Origin of the sequence: Arthrobacter sp. NPDC080073, assembly GCF_040686575.1 — a bacterium.
In the GTDB taxonomy this organism is placed as follows: Bacteria; Actinomycetota; Actinomycetes; order Actinomycetales; family Micrococcaceae; genus Arthrobacter.
On record NZ_JBFBKR010000003.1, the window covers coordinates 278,951 to 303,416 of the forward strand.

The 24,466-nt window shown below is 64.3% G+C and carries 21 protein-coding genes, 1 tRNA gene and 1 pseudogene; 14 read left to right on the forward strand and 9 right to left on the reverse strand.

The features are described from left to right. Positions 1-13 precede the first annotated feature (13 nt). A pseudogene (locus AB0O52_RS05460) lies at positions 14-202 on the reverse strand (hypothetical protein); the annotation flags it as partial. A gap of 35 nt (positions 203-237) precedes the next feature. Between AB0O52_RS05460 and AB0O52_RS05465 the strand changes: the two are divergent. The 3 genes from AB0O52_RS05465 to AB0O52_RS05475 all read left to right on the forward strand — a co-directional run bounded on the left by AB0O52_RS05465 (position 238) and on the right by AB0O52_RS05475 (position 3,641). Further along, positions 238-1,794 (forward strand): circularly permuted type 2 ATP-grasp protein, encoded by a 1,557-nt coding sequence (locus tag AB0O52_RS05465; protein ID WP_364534499.1) that lies wholly within the window; start codon positions 238-240, stop codon positions 1,792-1,794. Between the two features lie 72 nt (positions 1,795-1,866). Continuing rightward, positions 1,867-2,793: an alpha-E domain-containing protein gene (locus tag AB0O52_RS05470; protein ID WP_364534502.1), complete on the forward strand. Its 927-nt coding sequence runs from the start codon at positions 1,867-1,869 to the stop codon at positions 2,791-2,793. After that, a complete protein-coding gene (locus AB0O52_RS05475; protein WP_364534505.1) occupies positions 2,790-3,641 on the forward strand; it encodes a transglutaminase family protein in 852 nt (283 codons plus the stop codon). Before AB0O52_RS05470 ends, AB0O52_RS05475 begins: the two co-directional genes overlap by 4 nt. A 25-nt stretch (positions 3,642-3,666) precedes the next feature. Here AB0O52_RS05475 and AB0O52_RS05480 read toward each other — a convergent pair whose 3' ends face one another. Both AB0O52_RS05480 and glgC read right to left on the reverse strand, forming a co-directional pair. Beyond that, positions 3,667-5,118 (reverse strand): SDR family NAD(P)-dependent oxidoreductase, encoded by a 1,452-nt coding sequence (locus AB0O52_RS05480; protein WP_364534508.1) that lies wholly within the window; start codon positions 5,116-5,118, stop codon positions 3,667-3,669. Between the two features lie 106 nt (positions 5,119-5,224). Next, entirely contained in the window at positions 5,225-6,607 is a 1,383-nt protein-coding gene (gene glgC / locus AB0O52_RS05485) for a glucose-1-phosphate adenylyltransferase (RefSeq protein WP_364534511.1), read from the reverse strand. A gap of 104 nt (positions 6,608-6,711) precedes the next feature. Between glgC and glgA the strand changes: the two genes are divergently transcribed. Next, the gene (gene glgA, locus AB0O52_RS05490) at positions 6,712-7,911 is read left to right on the forward strand and encodes a glycogen synthase (protein WP_364534514.1); all 1,200 of its coding nucleotides are present in this window, start codon (positions 6,712-6,714) and stop codon (positions 7,909-7,911) included. 179 nt (positions 7,912-8,090) lie between these two features. Here glgA and AB0O52_RS05495 read toward each other — a convergent pair whose 3' ends face one another. Together AB0O52_RS05495 and AB0O52_RS05500 are read right to left on the reverse strand one after the other, a co-directional pair. Next, positions 8,091-10,199 (reverse strand): acyl-CoA dehydrogenase, encoded by a 2,109-nt coding sequence (locus AB0O52_RS05495; RefSeq protein ID WP_364534517.1) that lies wholly within the window; start codon positions 10,197-10,199, stop codon positions 8,091-8,093. A gap of 34 nt (positions 10,200-10,233) precedes the next feature. Further along, positions 10,234-10,956 (reverse strand): TetR/AcrR family transcriptional regulator, encoded by a 723-nt coding sequence (locus AB0O52_RS05500; RefSeq protein WP_364534814.1) that lies wholly within the window; start codon positions 10,954-10,956, stop codon positions 10,234-10,236. Positions 10,957-11,024: 68 nt separating this feature from the next. On the opposite strand from AB0O52_RS05500, the gene AB0O52_RS05505 reads away from it, so the two are divergent. The 3 genes from AB0O52_RS05505 to AB0O52_RS05515 are packed head-to-tail and all read left to right on the forward strand — an operon-like array spanning position 11,025 to position 14,661. Then, positions 11,025-12,395 carry an acetyl-CoA C-acetyltransferase gene (locus AB0O52_RS05505; RefSeq protein WP_364534520.1) on the forward strand — a complete coding sequence of 457 codons (1,371 nt, stop codon included), beginning with the start codon at positions 11,025-11,027 and terminating at the stop codon, positions 12,393-12,395. 5 nt (positions 12,396-12,400) lie between these two features. Continuing rightward, entirely contained in the window at positions 12,401-13,753 is a 1,353-nt protein-coding gene (locus AB0O52_RS05510; RefSeq protein ID WP_364534523.1) for a 3-oxoacyl-ACP reductase, read from the forward strand. Beyond that, complete coding sequence (locus AB0O52_RS05515) at positions 13,750-14,661, forward strand: MaoC/PaaZ C-terminal domain-containing protein (RefSeq protein ID WP_364534526.1); 912 nt, start codon at positions 13,750-13,752, stop codon at positions 14,659-14,661. The genes AB0O52_RS05510 and AB0O52_RS05515 overlap by 4 nt, the downstream gene beginning before the upstream one ends. 128 nt (positions 14,662-14,789) lie before the next feature. Here the strand turns inward: AB0O52_RS05515 and AB0O52_RS05520 are convergent. Further along, positions 14,790-14,872, reverse strand: a tRNA-Leu gene (locus AB0O52_RS05520). A gap of 287 nt (positions 14,873-15,159) precedes the next feature. Between AB0O52_RS05520 and AB0O52_RS05525 the strand changes: the two genes are divergently transcribed. Both AB0O52_RS05525 and AB0O52_RS05530 read left to right on the forward strand, forming a co-directional pair. Continuing rightward, positions 15,160-16,464, forward strand: a complete 1,305-nt coding sequence (locus tag AB0O52_RS05525; RefSeq protein ID WP_364534529.1) for a M20/M25/M40 family metallo-hydrolase — start codon at positions 15,160-15,162, stop codon at positions 16,462-16,464. Positions 16,465-16,474: 10 nt separating this feature from the next. Next, positions 16,475-17,635, forward strand: a complete 1,161-nt coding sequence (locus tag AB0O52_RS05530; RefSeq protein WP_364534531.1) for an acyl-CoA dehydrogenase family protein — start codon at positions 16,475-16,477, stop codon at positions 17,633-17,635. 43 nt (positions 17,636-17,678) lie between these two features. Here AB0O52_RS05530 and AB0O52_RS05535 read toward each other — a convergent pair whose 3' ends face one another. Beyond that, positions 17,679-17,912 carry a DUF5703 family protein gene (locus tag AB0O52_RS05535; RefSeq protein ID WP_059389241.1) on the reverse strand — a complete coding sequence of 78 codons (234 nt, stop codon included), beginning with the start codon at positions 17,910-17,912 and terminating at the stop codon, positions 17,679-17,681. A 39-nt stretch (positions 17,913-17,951) separates the two neighbouring features. Here AB0O52_RS05535 and AB0O52_RS05540 point away from each other — a divergent pair, with 39 nt between their 5' ends. Beyond that, positions 17,952-18,224 (forward strand): hypothetical protein, encoded by a 273-nt coding sequence (locus AB0O52_RS05540; protein ID WP_364534534.1) that lies wholly within the window; start codon positions 17,952-17,954, stop codon positions 18,222-18,224. Positions 18,225-18,272: 48 nt separating this feature from the next. Here AB0O52_RS05540 and AB0O52_RS05545 read toward each other — a convergent pair whose 3' ends face one another. Next, the gene (locus AB0O52_RS05545) at positions 18,273-19,205 is read right to left on the reverse strand and encodes an aldo/keto reductase (protein WP_364534537.1); all 933 of its coding nucleotides are present in this window, start codon (positions 19,203-19,205) and stop codon (positions 18,273-18,275) included. A gap of 52 nt (positions 19,206-19,257) precedes the next feature. Here AB0O52_RS05545 and AB0O52_RS05550 point away from each other — a divergent pair, with 52 nt between their 5' ends. Together AB0O52_RS05550 and mshC are read left to right on the forward strand one after the other, a co-directional pair. Beyond that, a complete protein-coding gene (locus AB0O52_RS05550) occupies positions 19,258-20,091 on the forward strand; it encodes an undecaprenyl-diphosphate phosphatase (RefSeq protein ID WP_364534540.1) in 834 nt (277 codons plus the stop codon). A 16-nt stretch (positions 20,092-20,107) separates the two neighbouring features. Beyond that, complete coding sequence (gene mshC / locus AB0O52_RS05555) at positions 20,108-21,391, forward strand: cysteine--1-D-myo-inosityl 2-amino-2-deoxy-alpha-D-glucopyranoside ligase (RefSeq protein ID WP_364534543.1); 1,284 nt, start codon at positions 20,108-20,110, stop codon at positions 21,389-21,391. Between the two features lie 106 nt (positions 21,392-21,497). On the opposite strand, the gene AB0O52_RS05560 is transcribed toward mshC, so the two are convergent. Next, positions 21,498-22,403, reverse strand: a complete 906-nt coding sequence (locus AB0O52_RS05560) for a PAC2 family protein (protein WP_364534546.1) — start codon at positions 22,401-22,403, stop codon at positions 21,498-21,500. Positions 22,404-22,522: 119 nt separating this feature from the next. Here AB0O52_RS05560 and AB0O52_RS05565 point away from each other — a divergent pair, with 119 nt between their 5' ends. Further along, positions 22,523-23,266, forward strand: coding sequence for an HAD family phosphatase (locus AB0O52_RS05565; protein ID WP_364534549.1), 744 nt, complete (start codon positions 22,523-22,525; stop codon positions 23,264-23,266). Continuing rightward, on the forward strand, positions 23,267-24,436 hold the full coding sequence (locus tag AB0O52_RS05570; protein WP_364534551.1) for a site-2 protease family protein: 1,170 nt from the start codon (positions 23,267-23,269) through the stop codon (positions 24,434-24,436). Positions 24,437-24,466 lie beyond the last annotated feature (30 nt).

Below are 24,466 nucleotides of genomic sequence, written 5' to 3' on the forward strand. Positions count from 1 at the left end.
GGAAGACCGCGCCCAAGCCGAGCAGGGCGATGCCCGCACGCATGTGGTGCTTGCCGGCGAAGTCCAGGCCCGGACGGGCGCGTCCGGCAGCCCATGCCGCCGTGCCCGGTATATTTGCAGCTAACTAACCGAGCGCTACAGCGGCAAGCGCCGAACTGCGGACCGGTGAACACTTGGTGTCGCAACATGCAGAACGCGAAATGCGTTCGTAATCGAAAAGGTGATTGTCTGAGTCCCATGTCAGAGCTATTCCGGGATTACTCCGAGGCGGCCGCCCGTTCAGGCGCCTACGACGAAATGTTCGCCCCAGGCACCGTTGCCCGAAAATCCTACGGCCAAGTGGACGGCGCACTCCGCGAGCTTTCGCTTGCCGATGTGAGTGCGCGTGCCGAGTCGATGGCGCGGACGTTCCTGGACCGGGGCGTGACCTTCGATTATGCGGGGGAGGAGAGACCCTTCCCGCTGGATATCGTTCCGAGGGTGATTCCGGCCGACGAGTGGGATGTGCTGGAGCGCGGGGTGGCGCAGCGCGTGCGCGCGTTGGAGGCTTTCCTGGATGATGTCTACGGGAAGATGGCGGTGGTTGCCGACGGTGTGGTGCCGCGGGCATTGGTAACCACGAGTGCTCACTTCCACCGTGCGGTGCATGGTTTCGAGCCGGCAGGCGGGGTGCGCGTGCACGTGTCCGGCATCGACGTGGTCCGCGATGCCGCGGGCACGTTCCGGGTGCTGGAGGACAACGTCCGCGTGCCGTCCGGGGTGTCGTACGTGTTGGAGAACCGGCGGGCGATGGCGAAGGGTTTGCCGGAGGCGTTCGGGCAGCAGCACATCCGGCCGGTCGAGGAATATCCGCGCCGCCTGCTGTCGGCATTGCGGAAGACGGCGCCGTCGGGGGTGGATGACCCCACGGTGGTGGTGTTGACGCCCGGGGTGTTCAACAGCGCCTACTTCGAACACACCTTGTTGGCCGGGTTGATGGGCGTTGAACTGGTGGAGGGCAGGGACCTGATCTGCCGCGGAAACCGGGTCTACATGCGCACCACGGCCGGTGAGCAGCGGGTGGATGTGATTTACAAGCGGATCGATGATGAGTTCCTGGATCCGTTGCAGTTCCGTTCCGATTCGATGCTCGGGTGCCCGGGACTGGTGAACGCGGCCCGGGCGGGCGGTGTGACGATCGCCAACGCGGTGGGCAACGGGGTGGCGGACGACAAGCTGGTCTATTCCTACGTGCCGGACCTGATTCGTTATTACTTGCACGAAGAGCCGGTGATCGCGAATGTGGAGACCTTCCGCCTGGAAGAGAAGGAAGCCCGCGAGCAGGTCCTGGACCGGCTCGAGGAACTCGTGGTCAAGCCGGTGGACGGGTCCGGAGGCAAGGGCCTGGTGATCGGCCCGGATGCGTCACGGGAGGAGCTGGATGCTTTGCGTCAGCGGGTGCTGGCGGACCCGCGCGGCTGGATCGCCCAGCCCGTCCTCCAGCTTTCCACCGTGCCCACGCTCTCGGGAGACCGCTTCGGGCCCCGGCACGTGGACTTGCGTCCGTTCGCAGTCAACGACGGCGACGACGTCTGGGTGTTGCCCGGCGGGTTGACCCGGGTGGCGTTGAAGGAAGGCTCGCTGATCGTGAACTCGTCCCAGGGCGGCGGGTCCAAGGACACCTGGGTTCTCTCGGACTCCCCGCAACTGCCCGCCGTCGAGCTGCCCCGTTCCTCCATCACGGTCCGCGAACAGGTCTCGGTCTGGCCCGTGGAAAGCAATTGGCGGGACCGCCAATCGGACCAGCAGCAGTGATCCGGCAGGCCGTGCTGCCGGAGCAGGATACATTCATCGTCACAACGCAGGACCCGAAGGAGGCACAGCCCCATGCTGAGCCGTATTGCTGAATCCCTTTTCTGGATCGGCCGTTACGTGGAGCGGGCCGATGGCACGGCCAGGATCCTGGACGTCCATCTCGAGCGCCTGAACCACTTGCCGCTCGAGGAGCAGCGCAGCGTGGCAAGGGAACTCCTGGCTGTCATGGGAGCCAGGCCGCAGAGTGATGAATTCGGCCTGCCGGAGCTTCTTCATGCCCTCGCCTACGACAAGACCAGCGCCACGTCCATTGCCGGCTCCTTGGGGGCTGCGCGCGAGAATGCGCGGCGGGCGCGCGAGACTGTGTCCTCGTCATTGTGGGAGAGCCTCAATACGACGTACTACGGGCTGAACCAGCACCGAAAAGACGTTGTGGGTACGTACCGTTTCTGCAACTGGGTGCTTGAACGCACCGCCATGGTCCGCGGCCTGGCGGACACCACGGTGAGCCACGACGAAAGCTGGCTTTTCCTGGTCCTCGGCCGCTCGCTTGAACGCGCCGACATGACCGCGCGGATGCTGTCCACGAGGGATGTCCTCTCCGCGGGAATGTCCTGGGTCAACATGTTGCGGTGCGCCGGCGCCTACGAGTCGTTCCTTCGGACCCGCCGTGCGGCCTTCGGAGACCAACACGCTGCCGAGTTCCTGCTGCTGGACCGATTGTTCCCGCGCTCCATTGTCTTCGCCCTGCGCGACGCTGACGAGTGCCTGGCAAAGTTGGATCCGTCCGCGCAGCGGGTGGGCTTCATCAATGACGCCCGCCGCATCGTCGGCCAGGCCCGTACCTTCCTTGAGTTCCATCGCACGGACGATCTCATGTCCGAGCTGCCCGAGCATATGGACCGGGTACAGAAGGCTGTCACGCAGGCCTCCGACGCGATTTCCCGTAAGTACTTCAATCAGGCGGATGAACTGGCCTGGGTGGGAGAAGTTTCATGACCCGGCTGAGCATCGTCCACAAGACGGCCTACAAATACAACCGCAGAGTGACCCTCTCGTACAACGAGGCACGCATGACGCCGTTGACCGACCCGCAACAGGTGGTCCTTGAATCCTCGCTGAAGATCACGCCGTCGCAAGCTGCCGTGAGCACCTACCGCGACTATTGGGGCACCCGCGTGACCGCTTTCGATATGCAGATGCCGCACGAACGACTCGAAGTGGTGGCCACCACCACCGTTGAGGTACACCGCGTGGAACGGGTGGCCCGTGACGAAGAGATTGTCGGCTGGGGGGTGATGGCTTCCGACGAGATCAGGGACCAGTTCAGCGACTGGTTGCCGCAGTCCCGGCTCAGCGGTCCTGGGGAGGAAGTCCTCGGCATCATCCCCGCCGTCGTCGCCGGAAAGAACCCGCACGAGACTGCCATGGCCATTTTCGAATGGATGCGCGGCGAAATGAGCTATGTGAAAGGCACTACGGGCGTCACCACCAACGCCGAGGAAGCCTGGAACCAGCGCCAGGGAGTCTGCCAGGATCTGGCCCACTTGGCCATCGGTTCGCTACGCAGCTGCGGCATTCCGGCCCGGTACGTCTCCGGTTACATCCATCCGCGGCCCACGGCCGACATCGGTGAAACGGTCGCAGGCCAATCCCACGCGTGGCTGGAATGGTGGGACGGCGAATGGCGCAGCTGGGATCCCACCAACCACAAGCCTGCGGGAGATCTCCACGTCACCGTGGCGCGGGGCCGGGACTACCGGGATGTTCCTCCCCTGAAAGGCATCCTGTCGGGCGGCGGCGGCTCAGGCCTCACCGTGACCGTCGAGATTACCCGACTCACTTAGCGGTCCCGCGGCCCTCCGCCTGGATTTACCAGGGGGAGGGCTTGTAGTCCTTCAGGAAGACGCCGTACTGGTCTTCGCCCTTTTCGCCCATGACGATGGGATCGTAGACACGCGCCGCCCCATCCACGAGGTCGAGCGGTGCGTGGAAGCCTTCCTCCATGAGCCTGACCTTGGTGTAATGCGGGCGTTCGTCAGTGATCCATCCGGTGTCGACGGCGGTCATCAGGATCCCGTCGCTGTCCAGCATCTCTTGTGCGCTGGTCCGGGTCATCATGTTCAACGCCGCTTTTGCCATGTTGGTATGCGGGTGCCCGGGGCCTTTGTAGGCGCGGGAGAACTGCCCCTCCATGGCCGAGACGTTCACGATGTACTTCCTGTGGGCGGTGGACCGCTTCATCGCCCCGCGAAGCCTGCTGACCAGAAGGAACGGCGCCGTGACGTTGCAGAGTTGAACTTCGAGCATCTCCAGCGGATCAACTTCGTCCACGACTTGGGTCCAGCTGTTGATGGCCGCGAGGTCGGGAACCAGGCCGCCGGCGTCGATGGCGGTGCCCGTGGCAATCCGCTCCAAGGACGCGGAGCCGGTGGACAAAGCGAGCGAGGTGATCGCATCGCCCGCCAGGACAGGATGATCGGTGACGCTTTGGGTGATGGCCAGGGGGTGCTTGTCGTGGGCATGCCCGAACGTGACGAGCTCCGGGCCGCCGTTGGCTGCCTGCAGGGCCTCAGGGAGAGGTTCGTCCTCGGCATCCACCAACGGTTTATACGCATTCCCCGAACGCCGGACTGTTTGGGCGGCGTTGTTGATGATGATGTCGAGGGGGCCGGCTTCGTTGAGGGAGTCGGTGAGGGCCATGACCTGCGAGGGGTCGCGGAGGTCGATGCCCACAATCCTGAGCCGGTGCAACCAGTCCGCACTGTCCTCCATGGCGGCAAAGCGGCGTGCCGCGTCCTTGGGGAAGCGAGTGGTGATGGTGGTGTGTGCTCCGTCGCGGAGCAAGCGGAGGGCGATGTACATGCCGATCTTGGCTCGTCCACCCGTGAGGAGGGCCCGGCGTCCGCTGAGGTCAGTGCGGGCATCGCGCTTACTGTGGCTGAAGGCAGCACATTCCGGGCACAACTGGTGGTAGAACGCGTCTACTTGCGTGTAGTGCTGCTTGCAGATGTAGCAGGGGCGGGACCGGATGAGGTGGCCGGCGATTTCGCCCGTGGCCGAGGTGGCCAGCTTGTTGCCGCGGGTCTCGTCGTCGATCCTGTCCGGGGCTGCGGTGGCGGTCAGTGCGATGACAGCGCGGTCGGCTTCCGCGATCTCGTCCCGTTTGGTGACCCGGCGATGGCGCTTGACGGCCTTGAACATCTTTCCCGTGGCGCGACGGATGGCGACGTAGTCCGGGTGCTCCTCGTCATAGGCGTGGATGGTGTTCAAGACCTTGAGGCAGGCCTGGATCTCTTCAGGCGTCAAATCGGCGGGGCTCATTGGGTCAATTTTACAGGGTCGGACACAGCAAAGCCTCCCGGGCGGCAGAGGCGGGAGGCCTGCTGTCGCCCGGGAGGCCGGGGGCTGCGCTGGTTCAGGGTTTCAGTCAGACCTCTACCGAGGAAGCCTGGATTTTCGTGACCTGCTCCGCGGAGTCCCTGATGTCGGGGAACTTCTCCGTCGCCGCCTTGATCGCCTCCGGCACTGAACGCCGGTATTCGGCCGCGAGGGCGAGCTCGGAAGCCTCCGGTTCCGGCACCATCTGGCCCTTGGCGAGTACGGTGATTCCGGATTCGGTGACCTTGAAGCCGCGGGCCCGGTCCAGGTCGGGATCCAAGCCGATGGCAGCCCCGGCAGGGACGTTCACGTTTTTGTCGATGATGGCTCGTTTGATCACGGCGCCTGCACCGACACGCACCTTGTCCATCAGCACCGAGTCCTGGACCCTGGTGGCCGTTCCCACGTAGACATCGTTGGAGAGCACGGACCCTTCCACGATTCCGCCGGAGATCACGGAGCCACTGGCAACGATTGAATCCAAAGCGGTCCCGACCGTGTTGTTGTCGCCCCGGACAAACTTGGCCGGCGGTGAAATACTTTGCCGGGTGTAGATGGGCCATTCCGAGTTGTACAGGTTGAACACGGGGACCGGCGAAATCAAGTCCATGTGGGCGTCATAGAACGAATCGATCGTGCCAACGTCGCGCCAATAGGTGCGGTCGCGGTCGGTGGAACCGGGAATGTCGTTGAGCGTGAAGTCGTAGACGCCGGCCTCACCCTGGGAGACGAAATAAGGGATGATGTCGCCGCCCATGTCGTGCTTGGTGTCCAGGCGCTCCGCATCGATGCGAAGGGCTTCCACCAGGGCGTCGGCGTCAAAGACGTAGTTGCCCATGGAGGCGAGGAACTGCGTGGGATCGGCGGCGAGGCCTTGCGTTTCAGCGGGCTTCTCCACGAACGCCGAAATCTTCTGGGGATCGTTTTGGTCGACCTCGATCACGCCGAATTGGTTGGCCATGTTCAGCGGCTGGCGGACGGCGGCAACCGTGGCCTTGGCTCCGCTGGCCACGTGCTGTTGGACCATCTGCTGGAAGTCCATGCGGTAGACGTGGTCCGCTCCGACAACGACAACAATGTCGGGGTTGGCGTCGTGGATCAGGTTCAGGGACTGGTAGATGGCATTCGCGCTGCCGAGGAACCAGCTCTTGCCCACGCGCTGCTGGGCGGGAACCGAGGCCACGTATCTGCCCAGTTGGGTGGACATCCGCCAGGTCTCGGAAATGTGGCGGTCAAGACTGTGCGACTTGTACTGGGTCAACACCACAATCTGGAGGTACCCGGAATTGACCAGATTCGAGAGAGCGAAATCGATCAATCGATACCCCCCCGCAAACGGCACCGCAGGTTTTGCCCTGTCTGCCGTCAATGGCATAAGGCGGTTTCCTTCTCCGCCTGCCAACACAATTGACAATACTTTCTTCAACGCCATGGTGTTTGCTCTCCCTGTACGTCTTTGTAGCCCCCGAAAAAAGCCCGGGTTGCCGGACCCTTTCACACTAGAACACATACTCCGGAAGGACTACGTTAGGTAGCGTGCGCGTAGACATTGTGACTAAAGAGTTTCCACCCGAAATCTATGGCGGGGCCGGTGTGCATGTTGCCGAGCTCAGCCGCGTCTTGGCGAAGCACGTGGATCTGCAGGTGCGGGCCTTTGGCGCGCCCCGTGATGCGGACTTCCACGGGGCAACCGTGACGTCGTATTCCACACCGGATGATCTGGGGGCCGCCAATGCCGCCGTCCAGACCCTCGGGGTGGATTTGCGCATCGTGCCGGACATCGCCGGAGCGGACCTGGTCCATTCCCATACCTGGTACGCCAACATGGCAGGCCACCTGGCGTCGCTGTTGCATGGGATACCCCATGTGCTCAGCGCCCATAGCCTGGAACCGTTGCGGCCTTGGAAAGCGGAGCAGCTGGGCGGTGGCTATGCGTTGTCCTCATGGGTCGAAAAGACCGCCTATGAGGCCGCAGCGGCTATCATCGCCGTCTCGGACGGCATGCGGAAGGACATCCTGCGCAGCTATCCGAACGTGGATCCGGCCAAGGTCCGGGTGGTCCACAACGGCATCGACGTCGACATGTGGCAGCCGGACGAAGGCGAAGACGCAATTCGCGCCCTCGGCATCGACCCTGCCAAGCCCAGTGTGGTCTTCGTCGGGCGGAACACCCGCCAGAAGGGTGTCCCGTACCTCCTGAAGGCTGCGGGCAGCCTGCCGGAAGATGTGCAGCTCGTGCTGTGCCTGGGGGCGGCTGACACCCCGGAACTGGCAGCGGAAACGGCCCGGCTCATCGAGGACCTGCAGAGCAAACGCGAAGGTGTCCTGGTCATCGAACGCATGCTTCCGAGGCATGAGCTCATCCAGGTCCTCAGCCATGCCACGGCCTTCGCCTGCCCGTCGATCTACGAGCCCCTCGGCATCGTCAACCTTGAGGCCATGGCATGTGGCGCAGCCGTGGTGGCAAGCGCCACCGGCGGCATCCCGGAAGTGGTTCAGCACGGTGAAACAGGACTGCTGGTGGAGCTGGAGCAGGTCACGGACGGTACCGGCACCCCGCTGGATCCAGAAAAGTTCGTCGCGGATTTCGCCGCCGCCCTCAACGAGGTTGTGTCCGATCCTGCGCGGGCCAAGGCCATGGGTGCCGCGGGGCGCGCCCGGGCGGAGGAGCACTTTTCCTGGGAGTCGATCACCGAAACAACCCTTGAGGTCTATCGCTCGGTCCTCGCCCCCTGACCCACCAACCACCGAGCCCAACTGACTCGCAGTAAGTGTCGTTTTGAGGGCTCATAACGACAACAACTGCGAGTGAGTTGGGAAAGAACGACGACGGCGCCGCACCCCTCAGGAGGAGTGCGGCGCCGTCGTCGTTAAAAGGATTCGGCAACTGTTCACCGGGCTGTCACGGCAGGATGCTAGCTGGATTTCCTCCCCTTCAAGGCGAGGAGGCTCTTCTCCTCCGCGGGGGCCGCGCCGCTTTCCCGTTGCGCCCGGAAGTGGGCGCGGGCTTCGTCCTGGCGTTCCCTTTCGGCGCCCGAGGCGATGGACGCCCGCAAGTGCTCCGGACCGTAGCCGAAGGAATCGACCAGGTCCAGGGCATAGGGACGGATCTTGACGAGCAGCCTGTTGATGTAGGCCCCCACGGCGCGTCCGCGCTGCATGGAGAGGCGGCCGTTCATGAGGTACCAGGACAAGTGCTTCTCGATGAGCGAAAGGCCGAACAGGTCGCGAAGCCATGTCAAGACGCGCAGGGTGCCCGGATCGCCGACCTTGCCGAGGGCTTCGGTGAACGCTTCCCATTGCAGGAGTTCGGCGTGCGCCTGGGCGGCTTCAATCAAATCGTCCTGATGCTGGTTGAACAATGCCGCCGCTTGGTGCTGTGGAAGCTTGTTTGCACCCTTGAGCGCAGAGCCCACCTCAGCCACCATGGACTGCACGCGGTCCGTCAGGAGCGTGCGTTGGCCCGCTTCGTCCCGCAGGGCCAAGGCAGCTTTCTGTACTGATCCCGTGTCTGCCACGAACTGCGCCACTTGCCGCAGGCCTGTGCGGTTGATGGCGACGTCCGCAGCCTGGGCCGCAACGAAGCGGGCCAGGACGCCAAAGTCGACGTTCCGGAACTCCTTGGCGTAGTCGGCGAGGAGGCGTTTGGCGACGAGCTGGAGCAGCACGGTGTTGTCACCCTCGAAGGTGGCATAGACGTCCAGGTCCGCGCGGAGCGAGGCGAATCGGTTTTCGATGAGGAATCCAGCGCCGCCGCAGGCTTCGCGGCACTCTTGCAGCGTGTCGAGGGCGTGCCAGGTGCTCATGGGCTTGAGGGCCGCGGCGAGGGTCTCGAGGTCCTGGCGGTCGGCGTCGGTGTCGTGACGGCCGGAGAAGACGTCGTCGAATTTTTCGAGCAGCTGCTCGTGCGCGAAGCTTGCCGCAAAGGTGGTGGCAAGCCGGGTGAACAAGCGGCGCTGGTGCCGTTGGTAGTCCAGCAGGACTTCCTCGTCCGTGGGGGAAGAGGCGTTGAACTGGCGCCGTTCTGCGGCGTAGCGGATGGCGGCTGTCAAGGCCACCTTGCTTGCGGCAACAGCGGCGCCGTCGAGGGAGACGCGGCCCTGCACCAAAGTGCCGAGCATCGTGAAGAAGCGCCGTCCCGGGCTGGCGATCGGCGAGGTGTACTCGCCTTCGGGGGAGACGTTGCCGTAGCGGTTGAGCAGGTTGGTGCGCGGGACACGGACATTGGTGAAGTGCAGGCGGCCGTTGTCGATGCCGTTGAGGCCGCCCTTGATGCCGTCGTCTTCGCCGCCGATTCCAGGCAGGAATTCTTTGGTGTCCGGGTCCCTCAGCTCGACATAGAAGGCGTGGACGCCATGGTTCACGTTGCGGGTCACCAGTTGGGCGAACACGACGGCGGCCAGGCCGTCCTCGGCTGCGTTGCCGATGTAGTCCTTCCACGCGGCACGGAACGGAGTGTTGATGACGAACTCCTGGGCGGCCTCGTCGTACGTGGCCGTGGTGGCGATGCTCGCAACATCGGAGCCGTGTCCGGTTTCGGTCATGGCGAAGCAGCCGGGGATTTCCAGGCTCATGATTCCGGGCAGCCATTTGTTCCGGTGCTCCTCTGTACCCAGGTGCATCACCGCTGAACCGAAGAGACCCCACTGGACGCCGGCCTTGATCTGCAGTGATGGATCGGCAGTGACGAGTTCCTCGAAGCCGGCGATGTTGCCGCCATGGTCGTCCGAGCCGCCCAAGCCGGCGGGGAAAGCCCGGTGCACGGCGTTGTTGTCCACGAGGTACTTCAGCTGCCCGAAAACACGCTTGCGGTGCTCGGCATGCGTCAAGCCTTCGATCTTGTGTACCTCGGGGCGGCCGGCGAGGTCGCGCGCCGTGTGCCGGACGTGGGCCCACTTGCCGAGCAGCAGTTCGCCAAGAGCCGCTACATCCACAGTAGGGGCGGGTGCGGCAGGCTGTGTGGTTGCAGCCGTTCCCGCGGCTGCCCGGTTGCTGGAGGACGTGCGGTCCACTACTTCAGTCATGGTGATTCCTTCTTTGGTTCCGAACAACGTGGAGTCATTGCTGATATTCAGGGGAGTTGATCTTGAGTTCCGGGGCGATACCCACGCACAGCCAATCGGTGATTTGGGCCGCCATGGTTTCCTGGTCGGGCTTGGCGGGGGAGGCGGGACTGCCGAGCCACCTCTCGCCGGCGTTGCGGACCAGCCCGATGGCCGCGGTGGGCCAGTAGTCGATCAGTGCTTCCTTTTCCGCACCCAGGTGTTCCCGCATGGGCCGGGCGATCATGGCACTGATCGACTCGAAGAAATGGCCAAGGGCTCCCGAGGCGGCGATGGCGTCTTGCGCCGAGGGTTCCCCTTGCGAGAGCCGCGTGATGAACGCGTAGACGGCGGGGCTGGACTCCGCCATCTGAAGGTACGCGGAGACCATTGCGAACAAGCCTTCGCGGGGGGTCTGCGCACTTTCTGCCGCTTCCTTCATCCGCCGTTGCATCTGGCCCAGCACGACTTCGCCCATTGCCTGCTGCAAGCCGGCTTTGTCCCCGAAATAGCGGTAGTACACCGACTTGGAAGTACTGGCCGCGGTGGCGATGTCCTCCATGGAGGCTTCGCTGCCCAGCGCATGGACTGCCTTGCGGGCGGCCTTGATGAGATCGCGCCGGCGTTCTTCGCGGTGGACCTGCCAGCGGGCGGCACGGCCGTCGACGGCGGGAGCCTCACCGTCCGCAGGCGGCGTGGTCCCGGCGTCGTGTTCGGCAGGAAGTCCTGGGCTGGGGATGTTCACGATACTCAGCGTATCAGGTACGCTGGGTATCAGTAACCCGATGTGATCATAAGGAGAAACGCATGCCTGCAGCAGCACATTCCGCGAGCGCACCAAACGAATCCCCCGCAACCCAGGGCACGCTCCGCAGGGCCGTGGTGGTTGGCGGGAACAGGATCCCCTTCGCCAGGACCGGCGGCGCCTACGCCAAATCGTCGAACCAGGACATGCTGACGGCGGCACTGGACGGGCTGATCGCGCGCTTCGGCCTTCAAGAGGAACGGATCGGCGAGGTCGCCGCAGGAGCTGTCCTGAAGCACTCCCGCGACTTCAACCTGACACGCGAAGCGGTGCTTGGCTCGGCCCTTTCCGCCGAGACGCCTGCCTACGATCTCCAGCAGGCGTGCGCCACCGGCCTTGAGACCGTCCTGGGCCTCGCCAACAAGATCAAGCTGGGCCAAATCGACTCGGCCATTGCCGGCGGTGTCGACTCGGCGTCGGATGCCCCTATTGCCGTGAGCGAGGGCCTGCGCGAAATCCTTCTTGATCTCAATCGGGCCAAGTCCCTGCCCGAGCGGCTCAAGGTCCTCTCCCGGCTGCGTCCCAAGGACCTCGTCCCGGATGCTCCGAACACCGGGGAACCGCGCACCGGACTTTCGATGGGAGAGCACCAGGCGCTCACCACGGCCCAGTGGAAGATCAGCCGCGAGGCGCAGGACGAGATAGCATTCAATAGCCACCAGAACCTCGCCGCGGCGTACGAACGTGGCTTCTTCGATGACCTCGTGACTCCGTATCGTGGGCTGAGCCGTGATTCGAACCTCCGGCCCGATACGTCCATGGAGAAGCTGGCCACCCTCAAGCCCGTCTTCGGAAAGGGCCTTGGAGCTGAGGCCACCATGACGGCCGGCAACTCCACCCCGCTCACGGACGGTGCTTCCACGGTTCTCCTCGGTACTGAGGAATGGGCGGACGTCCGGGGCCTGCCCAAGCTGGCCGTCGTCGTCGACGGCGAGGCGGCCGCCGTCGATTTCGTCCACGGGAAAGACGGGCTCCTCATGGCGCCGGCCTTTGCGGTACCGCGGCTCCTCGCGCGCAACGGCCTGTCCTTCGAAGATATCGACTTCTTCGAAATCCACGAAGCGTTTGCGGGCACCGTCCTGAGTACGCTCGCCGCGTGGGAAGACGAGGAGTTCGGCCTTACCCGGCTGGGACTCGATGGTGCCTACGGCAAGCTGGACCGCGCCAAGCTCAACGTCAACGGCTCGTCCCTCGCCGCCGGACATCCGTTTGCCGCCACTGGCGGACGGATCGTCGCCTCGCTGGCGAAGATGCTCCACGACAACGGCCCGGTGGACGGCCGTCCCGCGCGCGGGCTCATCTCCGTCTGCGCAGCCGGAGGGCAGGGCGTCGTCGCGATCCTTGAGGCCTACTCCGCCCCGGAAGGGCGGTAGCCGGCATGACGGACAAATACACACAGTTTGTCAGCCACGGGATCGGCAAGGACCTGGCCAAAAAGCTCGGCCTGCCCCAACCTGCCGTGCTTCGGAGGTACAAAGCGGGAGAACCGCTGGTTCCGGGTCCGGTACTTGTGCTCGGGAGCGGCAACGGCCGAACCGCCGGCTCCGACGAGCTGGCTGCCGCCCTCGCGGGGTGGGGCCTCGACGTCCGGCGTTCCGCCTTGCCCAAGGAAAAGCTGGGGGCGATCATCCTGGTGCTTGACGCCGTCGAACACCCGGAAGACCTTGCCGGCCCCGTACTCACTGCGGCCCCGTCGCTCCGCGATCTGGCCCCCGGCGCACGGGTCGTCACGATCTCCCGCACTTCCGCCTCTGCAGCCAACCCGGCTGTTGCCGCCGCTCGTCAAGGCATCGACGGCCTGCTGCGTTCGCTGGCCAAGGAACTCCGGGCAGGTGCCACGGCCAACGGCGTTCTCCTCGGGGACGGTGCCGGCACCACGAGCCCCGGCACACTTGGTGCGCTGCGCTTTTTCCTGTCCGGCCGTTCCGCGTTCGTGGACGGTCAGTTCCTGACAGTCACCTCGGGCGCCGGCCAGCTCCCCGCCGACGCCGACAAGCCCTTGGCCGGGAAAGTCGCGGTCGTCACGGGAGCAGCCCGTGGAATCGGCGCGGCGATCGCGCGGACCCTGCACCGGGACGGCGCCCGGCTGGTGGTGGTGGATATTCCCGCTGCGGGGGACCACCTAGCCGCCGTCGCCAACGAGGTGCATGGCACTGCCCTCCAATTGGACATCACGGCCGAAGACGCGGGGAAGCGGATCATCGATCACGCCGTGGAACGCCATGGCGGCCTCGACATCGTCATCCACAATGCCGGCATCACCCGGGACAAGCTGTTGGCCAACATGGATGAGGGCCGCTGGAATTCCGTCATCGGCGTGAACATCGCCTCGCAGTTGAGAATCAACGAGGCACTCCTTGGCTCGGACCACCTCCGCAGGACCCCACGGATCGTGTCGGTGGCCTCCACGAGCGGTATCGCCGGCAACCGCGGACAGACCAACTACGCTGCTTCGAAAGGGGGAGTGATCGGCATGGTCAGGGCCACGGCGCCCTTGCTGGCAGAACGCGGCGGCTCCATCAACGCAGTCGCGCCCGGCTTCATCGAGACCGACATGACCGCACGGATCCCCTTCGCCACCCGCGAAGTGGCCCGCAGGCTGAATTCCCTGCAGCAGGGCGGCCTGCCCGGCGACGTGGCGGAGGCAATTGCGTTCCTGGCCTCCGATGCGGCCGCTGGAATCACGGGAGAAGTGCTCAGGGTCTGCGGACAGAATCTGGTGGGTGCATGACCACCGAACAACCGCTGATCCTAGGGGAGCTGCCGTCCCTCTCGAAGCTGTACGTGAATGCGGCGGCGACGGCGGCACGGCGGAGGCTACTCGGGTTCCAGGCTGCCTCTGCGCTGCCCCGCGGGAGCCATGAGGTCCGGGGAGTGCGGGCCGACGTCGCGAACCTCACGGCGTACCAGCACCTGATCGGCGAGACTGCGAGTGACGCACTGCCGGCCGGCTTCATCCATGCCCTCGCGTTCCCGGTTGCCATGAGCGTGCTGAACCGGGATGACTTCCCGCTTCCGCTGCTGGGAATGATCCATTTGAAGAACGATGTGGAGCAATTTCGGGCAGTTCAGTTCAGTGAGCCGCTCGACGTCAGGTCCTGGGCCGAAGAGATGCGCGGCCACAGGGCGGGAACCCAGCTGGACGTCGTCGCCGAAGTCCGGTCGAGCGAGGACGGGTCCCTGCTCTGGCGGGGCGTGTCGACGTATTTGGCCAAGGGGGTCTTCCTCCCGGGAGTCGATAAGGCCGCCGCAGCCGCGGCTCCGGCTGACTTCACGGCGCCCGCACCAACGGCCGTGTGGCAGCTCGGCGTGGATACCGGCCGCCAGTACGCGGCCGTTTCCGGCGACTTCAATCCGATCCACTTGAGCCTCCTCTCGGCCAAGGCGCTCGGCCTGCCGCGGTCAATCGCGCACGGCATGTACCTTGCATCCCGGGCCTTGGCCGACGTGGGCTCCGTGAAGTCGGAAGCGTTCCGATGGGACGTGATTTTCGAGGCACCGGTGTTCCTCCCGGCGCGGGTGGCCCTGGAGATCGGCACCGTCCACTCCGCGTCGGGGTCGTGGGAGCGATCGGACTATGTGGCCTGGAACCCACGGAGCGGCAGGAAGCACTTCAGCGGATCGGTGACGGCGCTGTAGGGCGCCGTGGGTGAATTGCGGGTAATGCAATTTAATAAATGTGATGAACGCCGCAAATTGCCCGCAAAGGCAAATTCAGCTTAAACAAACAAGGCCTGGAATTATTATAATTCCAGGCCTTGCAATTGTGCGCGGAGGGGGACTTGAACCCCCACCCCCTTTCGAGGACTAGCACCTCAAGCTAGCGCGTCTGCCATTCCGCCACCCGCGCAGGTGGTGTTCGGAGCCTTCGTTCTGCGCCTCCCGGCGCTTCTCTTTCCTCCGAAGCAGCGAGAAAAACTCTAACACGGATTCGGGGAAATAAAAAAACCGGAGCCGGAGAGGGGCCCGCCAACCGCAATTGGACCCTGCCATTCCGCGCCAAAACGTGGGAAAGCACGCGGCTAAACGAGCCTGCGGTGGGTAGGCTGAGGGAAGCGCGCGGGAGCGTCCGCCCACCCGCGGAGACCATGTGCCCACCCGCGGAGTACGTCCATCCAAGCCAGCAAGGAGAGTTCCATGACTGATATCCGACCCGAGGACGAAGTAGTCCGGATCTGCCAGGAACTCATCCGCATAGACACTTCGAACTTCGGTGACGATTCCGGTCCCGGGGAACGCGCCGCGGCGGAATACACCGCGACCCTTATCAATGAAGTCGGACTGGACGCTGAAATCTTTGAGTCGGCTCCGGGGCGGGCCAATGTCGTCACCCGCATGGCAGGGGAGGACCCCTCGGCCGGGGCTCTCGTGGTGCACGGCCACCTCGACGTCGTTCCGGCGCTCAAGGACCAGTGGTCCGTGGATCCCTTCAGCGGCGAACTCAAGGATGGACTTATCTGGGGACGCGGCGCCGTGGACATGAAGGACATGGACGCCATGATTCTCTCGGTCATGCGTGACTTCGCCCGCACGGGACGAAAGCCCAAGCGGGACATCATCTTCGCGTTCTTCGCTGACGAGGAAGCCGGAGGCAACCAGGGCGCGCGCTACGCCGTCGAGCACCGCAGGGAACTCTTCGACGGAGCTACGGAAGCGATCTCCGAAGTAGGTGGCTTCTCGGCCACGATCGGAGGCCAGCGCACCTACTTGCTCCAGACCGCGGAGAAGGGCCTTTCCTGGCTGCGCCTCGTGGCCCACGGCCGTGCCGGGCACGGTTCGCAAATCAACACGGACAATGCGATCACCCGCCTGGCCGGGGCGGTCACCAGGATCGGCGAGTACCGATGGCCGATCGAACTGACCCCCACCACCCGGCAGTTCCTCGACGGTGTCACGGAACTGACCGGCGTCGAGTTCGATCCGGACAACCCCGAGACCCTCCTGAAGGAACTCGGCACCGTAGCGCGCTTCGTGGGGGCCACCCTCCAGAACACTTCGAATCCCACGCTGCTGAGCTCCGGATACAAGCACAACGTCATCCCGGAATCGGCGGAAGCACTCGTGGACTGCCGCACCCTGCCGGGCCAGCAGGAGTTGGTCTTCGAAACCGTCAAAAAACTTGCCGGAGACGGCGTGGACGTCAGCTACGTCAACAAGGACGTGTCCTTGGAAGTGCCGTTTGCCGGCAACCTGGTAGACGCCATGATCGACGCCCTGCACACGGAAGACCCCGGCGCCAAAGTGCTGCCGTACACCTTGTCCGGCGGCACCGACAACAAGTCGCTCAGCAAGATCGGCATCACAGGCTACGGGTTCGCCCCGCTGATGCTCCCCGAGGAACTCGACTTCACCGGGATGTTCCACGGGGTTGACGAACGCGTTCCGGCCGATTCGCTCAAGTTCGGATCCCGGGTGCTCAACACCCTGCTCAGCAACTACTAGGGAGAACGCCGTGATCCCTGAGGAGATCCTGCCGGACGAGTTGCTCGAGCGCATGCGGGGCCGCGCCGCGGGCTACGACCAGGACAACTCGTTCTTCCACGAGGACCTTGAGGAGCTCGCCGCGGCGGGTTACCTGAAGATCTTTGTCCCCGGGTCCGACGGCGGACTGGGGCTCGGTCTCGAAGCCGCGGCGGCGCTTCAGCGCCGGCTTGCCACGGCTGCCCCGGCCACCGCGCTGGCCGTCAACATGCACCTTGTCTGGACCGGCGTCGCGCACGTCCTGGCGGCCCGCGGCGACGATTCCCTTGACTTCGTCCTCAAGGAGTCCGGACAGGGCGAGATCTTTGCCTTCGGGATTTCCGAGCCCGGCAATGACTCCATGCTCTTTGATTCAGGGACCACGGCGGAACCGCAGGAGGACGGCGGGTACACCTTCACCGGGCGGAAGATCTTCACGAGCCTGTCGCCGGCATGGACCCGACTGGGCATCTTCGGCAAGGACAGCGGCGCACGGGAGGGGAGTGGAGAGCTGGTTTTCGGATTCATCCAGCGCGACGCGCCAGGCCACGAGACACTGGGTGACTGGGACACCCTGGGCATGCGGGCCAGCCAATCGAACACCACGCTTTTGCAGGGCGCCGCAGTGCCGCCGGAACGGATCTTCCGGAAACTGCCCGTAGGGCCCAACCAGGATCCGTTGATCTTCGCGATCTTCGCGTGCTTCGAAACGCTGCTTGCCGCCGTCTACACGGGCATCGGGGAGCGGGCATTCGCCCTGGCCGTCGAGGCGGCCAAACGCCGTACCTCGGCCAAATACGGCGGCCGGAGCTTTGCGCAAGACCCGGACATCCGCTGGAAGATCGCCGACGCCGCCATGGCAATGGATTCCATCCAGCCCCAGTTGGCGTCAGTTGCCCGTGACGTGGATGGCCTGGTTGATCACGGGGCCCAGTGGTTCCCTAAGTTCGTGGGGCTCAAGGTGCGGGCAACGGAGAACGCCCGGACCATGGTGGATGTGGCAATCCGGGTTTCCGGAGGCTCAAGCTACTTCCGGGGCTCCGAACTCGAACGGCTGTATCGCGACGTGCTGGCCGGGATCTTCCATCCCTCCAATGACGAATCAGCGCACAACACGGTAGCCAACGCGTGGCTTGGCCCGCTCGAAAGCTGACACGCTCGAAAGCCGGAGGGGGAACCGGGAAGCGCCGCCGCTGCTATACGGTGCGCTGTACGTTGAGTACCCTGCGGCGCAGCCAGAACCGGCGACCGCCGCCGATATAGAGGATGCTCCGCTCCAGTTCCCACTTGCCATATTCGGAGTGTTCCACGAGCCGGCGTCGCGCCTCGGGCAAGGAATCGTCAGGGCTGACGGTCAGCACGAGATACTCGTACTGCCTCGCGTAGTCCCGCTGACGTTCCACTGAACTGCTCAGAAATTGTTCTCTCATCCCTCTCCATTTTCGTCTTTTTCGGGCTAACGTGAAGTCATGAGCATCGATCCGCGTGTCGCGCTTCAGTCATTGACAGCCGCCTTGGAAGAGCACCTGATTGCCGCTTCCGCCCGCAGGGGTGAAGGAGATCCCGCTGTGGAGGCAGCGTTTTTCGCCGTAGCAGATGCCTTCGAGGTATATGAGGACTCACTATACGAGGCCTACTCGGAAGTCACACCACTTCAGGTGTTCGACGACGATGAAGAAGATGAGGACGAGGACAATAGTGAACTCCTCGACGAAGACGAGCTGGAGATCCTCGACCAGTAGTGCGCGATCAGTAATCCCGCGGCCACTCATGCCGCAGTAACAGCTGAGTCAGATCGTTGAAACGTCTTCCAGCGCCCGCGAAATCTCAGCAGGAAGAGGGGACAGCTGCGCGTCCAGCAACTCCTTGAGCTGGACCGCATTGCGTGGGCCCACCACGGCCGTGGATACGCCTGGGCGGGAGAGCACCCAGCTAAGTGAAATGTCGACGGCGGAACGTCCCAATCCGCGCGCGGCCATTGCCGCTGCTTCGACGATCCGCGCCCCGCGCGCGTCGAGGTACTTTTCGACGTAGCCGCTGAGGCGGCCCTCCGCCGCACGGGAATCAGAGGGGATCTGTCCACGGTATTTGCCGCTGAGCACCCCGCGGCCGAGGGGCGCCCACGCCATGAGGCCGAGGCCGGCATCCTCGATCGCGGGCACCAGTTCGTCTTCGGGCTTCCTGTGCAGGAGCGAGTATTCGGATTGGTTTGCCACCACGGTGAATCCCGCGATGGCCGCAGCCTTGGCCGTCTGCCAGCCGTTGTAGTTGGAGATGCCCACGTACCGTGCGCGTCCCGAGCGCAACGCAAGGTCAAGTGCGGAAAGCGTTTCGTCCAGCGGAACGTTGCCGTCCCAGGCATGGGCGAACCAAATGTCCACGTAGTCGGTTCCCAAGCGGGCAAGGCTGGCGTCGAGTGCGGACAGCATGGAACCGCGGGAGGCATCGACAATGCGCCGGCCGTCCGACGTCGAGACCCCCGCTTTCGTGGAGAGGACAACCTCCGAACGCGCCACGACGTCTCCCAGCATGGAGCCCAGGAGAGCCTCGGCTCGTCCGCCTGCGTAGGAGGCAGCGGTATCGATCATGGTGCCGCCCGCTGCGATGAACGTATGGAGCAGCTCCCGAGCATCCTGTTCGTCTGTTTCTTCCGCCCAGGACATGGTGCCCAGGGAAAGGGTGGACACCCGAAACCCACTGTTGCCGACGTAACGCTGCTGCATAGCTGATAGCTTACGGGGAGATCGGGTAGATCATGACGTAGGGTCTATTCACGTGAACTGGATAGAAGCAGCCTTCCTTGGCCTCGTGCAGGGCCTGACAGAATTCCTTCCGATTTCTTCAAGCGCACACCTGCGAATTGTCGGCTCGTTCCTGCCCAATGCGGCGGATCCCGGAGCTGCTTTCACGGCCATTACCCAGCTGGGCACCGAGACGGCCGTGATCGTCTTCTTTTGGCGCGACATCGTCAGGATTGTCCGCGCCTGGTTCGGATCGCTGCGCGGCAAGGTCGCCCGGGACGATCCTGACGCGCGCATGGGTTGGTTGGTCATCCTCGGCAGCCTGCCCATCATCGTCCTCGGCTTGCTCTTTCAAAACCAGATCGAATCCGTCCTGCGCAGCCTGTGGATCGTCGCCACCATGCTCATCGTCTTCGGCATGATCCTCGCGGTGGCCGACGCCGTTGGAAAGCAGAAACGCGAGCTGAGCCAATTGACCTTCAAGCACGGCATCCTTTACGGGCTGGCCCAGGCCATGGCGCTCATCCCGGGCGTCTCGCGCTCCGGCGGAACCATCACCGCCGGCCTCTTGATGGGGTACACGCGCGAAGCTGCCGCACGGTATTCGTTCCTGCTCGCCATACCCGCTGTCTTCGGCAGCGGCCTGTACCAGCTGTACAAGGTGGTGTCGAAGGAAGGAATCACCGGACCCTTCGGCCTGCCGGAAACAGCCCTGGCCACGATTATCGCCTTCGTTGTCGGCTTCATCATCATTGGCTGGTTCCTCAAATTCATTTCCACCCACAGCTACCGTGTCTTCGTGTGGTACCGCATTCTCCTTGGACTGGCCCTCTATGTGTTGCTCGGTTTCAATGTCATCAGCGCCTAGCACTATGGTTGAGGCTGTGAAATCGTGGATCTCCCGCCCTGTGCCTGAACTACCCGGCAGCATGCCCCCGTTGAGGCTGTTCGATACCGCCCTGAGGGCATTCGTGGAGGTCGAGCCGCGCGCGGAGCAATCCATGTACGTCTGCGGCATCACGCCCTACGACGCCACCCACATGGGCCATGCGGCCAGCTACGTCGCCTTCGACCTGCTCAACCGGGCATGGCGGGACAGCGGCCAGCGGGTTGCGTACGTCCAGAACGTTACCGACGTCGACGACCCCCTCCTGGAACGGGCGACCGCCACCGGCGTGGATTGGCGGGAACTGGCGGCGAGCCAGATTGAGCTTTTCCACACCGACATGGACGCCCTCAACGTGCTGGCTCCGAGTCACTACATCGGAGCCGTCGAGGCGATCCCGATGATTGTCCCGGCTATCGAGAAATTGATCGCGGACAAGCTCGCCTACCGCGTGCACGGCACCGGCGGCGAACCCGACGGAGACGTCTATTACGACGTCGAGGCGGCCGGCAAGGCTTCGGATAGCCCGGACGCGTGGACACTCGGTGACATCTCGGGGCTCGGCGAAGTGGAAATGTTGGAGCTTTTCGCCGAACGCGGCGGCGATCCCGGCCGGTCCGGCAAACGGAATCCCCTTGATCCCCTGCTATGGAGAGTAGCCCGCGACGGCGAGCCGAGCTGGCCCGGCGCAAGCCTCGGTGACGGACGTCCCGGCTGGCACATTGAATGTACCGTCATCGCCCAGAAATACCTGCCCGCCCCGTTCACTGTGCAGGGCGGCGGATCGGACCTCGTCTTCCCGCACCACGAAATGGGCGCCGGACACGCCTATTCGCTCAGCGGCATTCCCTTGGCACGCCACTACGCCCACGCCGGAATGGTGGGCCTGGACGGCGAAAAGATGAGCAAGTCCAAAGGAAACCTCGTGCTTGTGTCGAAGCTGCGTGCCGCGGGCGAAGAGCCTGCCGCAATCCGCCTGGCGATCCTGGCCAACCACTACCGTGCGGACTGGTCCTGGACCGATGAAGGCTTCGCCCAGGCCAAGGAACGCCTCAACACGTGGCGCGCCGCGCGGGACATTGCTCCCGAGGGAACCGCGGCGGAACTGCTGACGCGGATGCGTGCCGAGCTGGCCAACGACCTCAACGCTCCCGGCGCGGTCGCCGCCGTCGATGCCTGGGCTGCAGCGGCCCTCAGCAACGCGTCCGACGCCGATCCCAGCGCGCGGGACTCCGCACTGGTGAGCGACGCGATCAACGGATTGCTCGGCGTCGAACTCTAATATTTAAACAACGCGGGGTCACTTACGGCCCATAATGTCCCTTTGGATGGGCCGTAAGTGACCCCGCGTTGGCTTAGATGCGCATCGCACCCCCGGAGACAGCCGGTCAGGGCTTGTCTTTGCCCCTGCGCTTGAGGTAGCGCTCGAATTCGCGCGCGATGGATTCGCCACTGGCCTCCGGCAGGTCGGCCGTGTCCTTGGCCTCCTCGAGCTGCCGCACGTAAGCGGCGATTTCGGGATCTTCGGTGGCCAGTTCGTCCACGCCGCGCTCCCAAGCCTCCGATTCCTCGTTGAGGGCGTGGGTGTCCAGCGGCACTTGGAGGAGGTCCTCGATCCTGTTCAAGATGGCCAGTTGCGCCTTGGGGGAGGGGGGCTGCGCGACATAGTGCGGTACGGCCGCCCACAGCGACACCGTGGGCAAGCCCGCGAGCAGCGCGAATTCCGCCAGTACCCCCACAATGCCTACCGGGCCCTCGTACTGCGAAGCCTCCAAGTTCAAGCGCTGCCGCAATCCGCTGTCGTCCGAGGTGGTGCTGACGGGGATCGGACGGCTGTGCGGGACATCGGCCAGAAGGGCTCCGATCAGGACCACGTAGTCGACCTTGAGCGCTTCGGCGTGGACCAGGAGCTCGGCCGTGTAGGCACGCCAGCGGTAGGAAGGCTCGGTGCCGAGCACGAACACCACATCGACGTTGCTGTCAGGGACGCTGGCCTTGTACAGGCGCGTGGAAGGCCATTTCACCTTGCGCGTTCCGGCTGCCGTCCGTCGTACAGTCGGCCTGGTGAACTGGAAGTCGTAATAGTCGTCGGCATCAACGGATGCCACTTTCTTTCCTTGCCACAACTTGTTCAAGTAGTGAAGGGAATCGCTGGCCGCCTCGCCGGCGTCGTTCCAACCCTCGAAAGCCGCCAGCATCACGGTGATGCGCTGGCCTTCGGCTACAGGCTGGAGAAGGCGCTCAGGCTCGGGTGTTGCGGCCTGTCCGTCAGGGGCTCCGTCCAAACTGTTCATTCACTCACCCTACGTCCAACACCGCCACCGATGCATGGCGTAACCGGACCGGCGTGGCCAGACTTCGCCCCGGGCGTAGAGCGGCAATTGCCCTGCCTCCTTCCACGTAGACTTTAGGCATGCTTGCTTCAGCCACCCAGCCCTTTGTAAAAGCCGAGCTCAAAGCCGCGCTATGGGACATGGATGGCACCCTGGTGGACACCGAGCCGTACTGGATTGCAGCAGAGCGCACCCTCGTTGAGTCCCACGGCGGCGCCTGGAGCCATGAACAAGCCATGCAGCTCGTCGGGCAGTCGCTGATGCACTCGGCCGGCATACTCCAAAGGGCTGGAGTGAACCTGGAAAAGCGCGAGATCGTTGACTCCTTGAGCGCCCAGGTCATCGACCGTCTCCGCGTCCAAGTGCCGTGGCGGCCCGGCGCCAGGGAATTGCTTGACGAGCTGTACGAAGCGGGCGTCCGTTGTGCCCTCGTGACGATGTCCGAAGGCCCGATGGCGCGCGAAGTCGTGGCCAACCTCCCCAAGCCCTACTTCGAGTTCCTCATCACGGGGGACACCGTCAGCCAAGGAAAGCCCCACCCGGAGGCTTACCTCGCCGCCGTCGAGCGGCTCCGGGACAGCGACCCCGGGCTGACCGCTGATCATTGCGTCGCACTCGAGGATTCCGTCCCGGGGGTTGCGTCCGCGATCGCCTCCGGCGTGGTCACGGTCGGAATTCCGCACCAGATGCCACTGCCCCGGGACCCACGCCGGGCAACTTGGGACACCCTCGAGGGCCGGAAGGTCGCCGACCTTGAAGCGCTTGTTGCGGAGCGGGCATCCGCAAATGTGCCGGCCGGGACTTTCCTTGGACAGGCAAACTAAGTGAGCACTCCCGGAAACCGTGGCCATAGCACGCGTAGCGCTAAAAAGGACGGGATTCCACTCGGCCGCATCGCGGGGATCCCCGTGTACCTTGCCTACTCCTGGTTCATCATCGCGGCGTTCACCGTCATCGCGTTTGGCCCGCCCCTACTGGTGCGGTACCACTTCCTGGGGATCGGCGCCTACTTCGTTGCCTTTGCCTACGCGGTGCTCCTCGCGCTGTCCGTACTCGTCCACGAACTCGCCCATGCCTTGAGCGCCAAGGCTTTCAAGTGGCCCACGCAGAAGATCGTTTTGAATCTCTGGGGCGGCCACACCCAGTTCGAGAGCTTCGTAGCTTCCCCGGGCCGCTCGGTGGTTGTTGCCTTGGCGGGTCCGGCCGCGAACTTTGCACTCGCGGGGGCCACCTGGCTGCTGAGAGCGGCCGATGACTTCACCGGGGTAGCAGACACGCTGACGAACATTCTCATGGTCGCCAATTTGCTGATCGGCATTTTCAATGTGCTCCCGGGACTGCCCCTTGACGGTGGTCGCTTGGTGGAGTCCGCGGTATGGAAGGCGACGGGCAGCCAGGAGAAAGGCACGGTGGCCGCCGGTTGGGCGGGACGGGTCATCGCAATCGTCCTGGCTGTGAGCTTCATCGTCCCGCAATTGTTGGGCGGAAACAGCCCCGATCTCCCTCAGACACTCATCGCCGTCCTGGTTTGTAGTTTCCTGTGGATGGGTGCCTCAGGGGCTATTCAGCAGGCGACGCTCCGCGGCCGGCTCCACTTGGTGAGCGCCTCCGCCCTGGCGGAACCCGCCGTCGGCATTCCGAACTCGGCCACTGTCGCGGATGTCCTGCGCGTGGCACCCTACGGCGCTCCCGCCGTCGTGATTTGCGGACCGGATGGCCGGCCGCAGGGCCTCGTCGATCCGGCTGCCGCCGCAGCCGTGCCGGCCTCGGAGGTATTCACAACCGTCGTGACGGCGGTTTCGACCCCTCTCGCCGACGGCGCCTACGTGCCCTGGACTTCCAGCGGCCAGGAACTGATCCAGTACTTGGCGCAGCTCAGCGGCGGGGAATACGCCGTAGTGGATGAGGCAGGCACAGTCATGGGCTTGCTGCGGCAGCAGGCCGTAGTGACAGCCATTACAGGTAAAGTAGCCCGACGGAGCGGACGCCCGTAGGACCTTCCCGGTAGAGTTACCTGCCGGCCG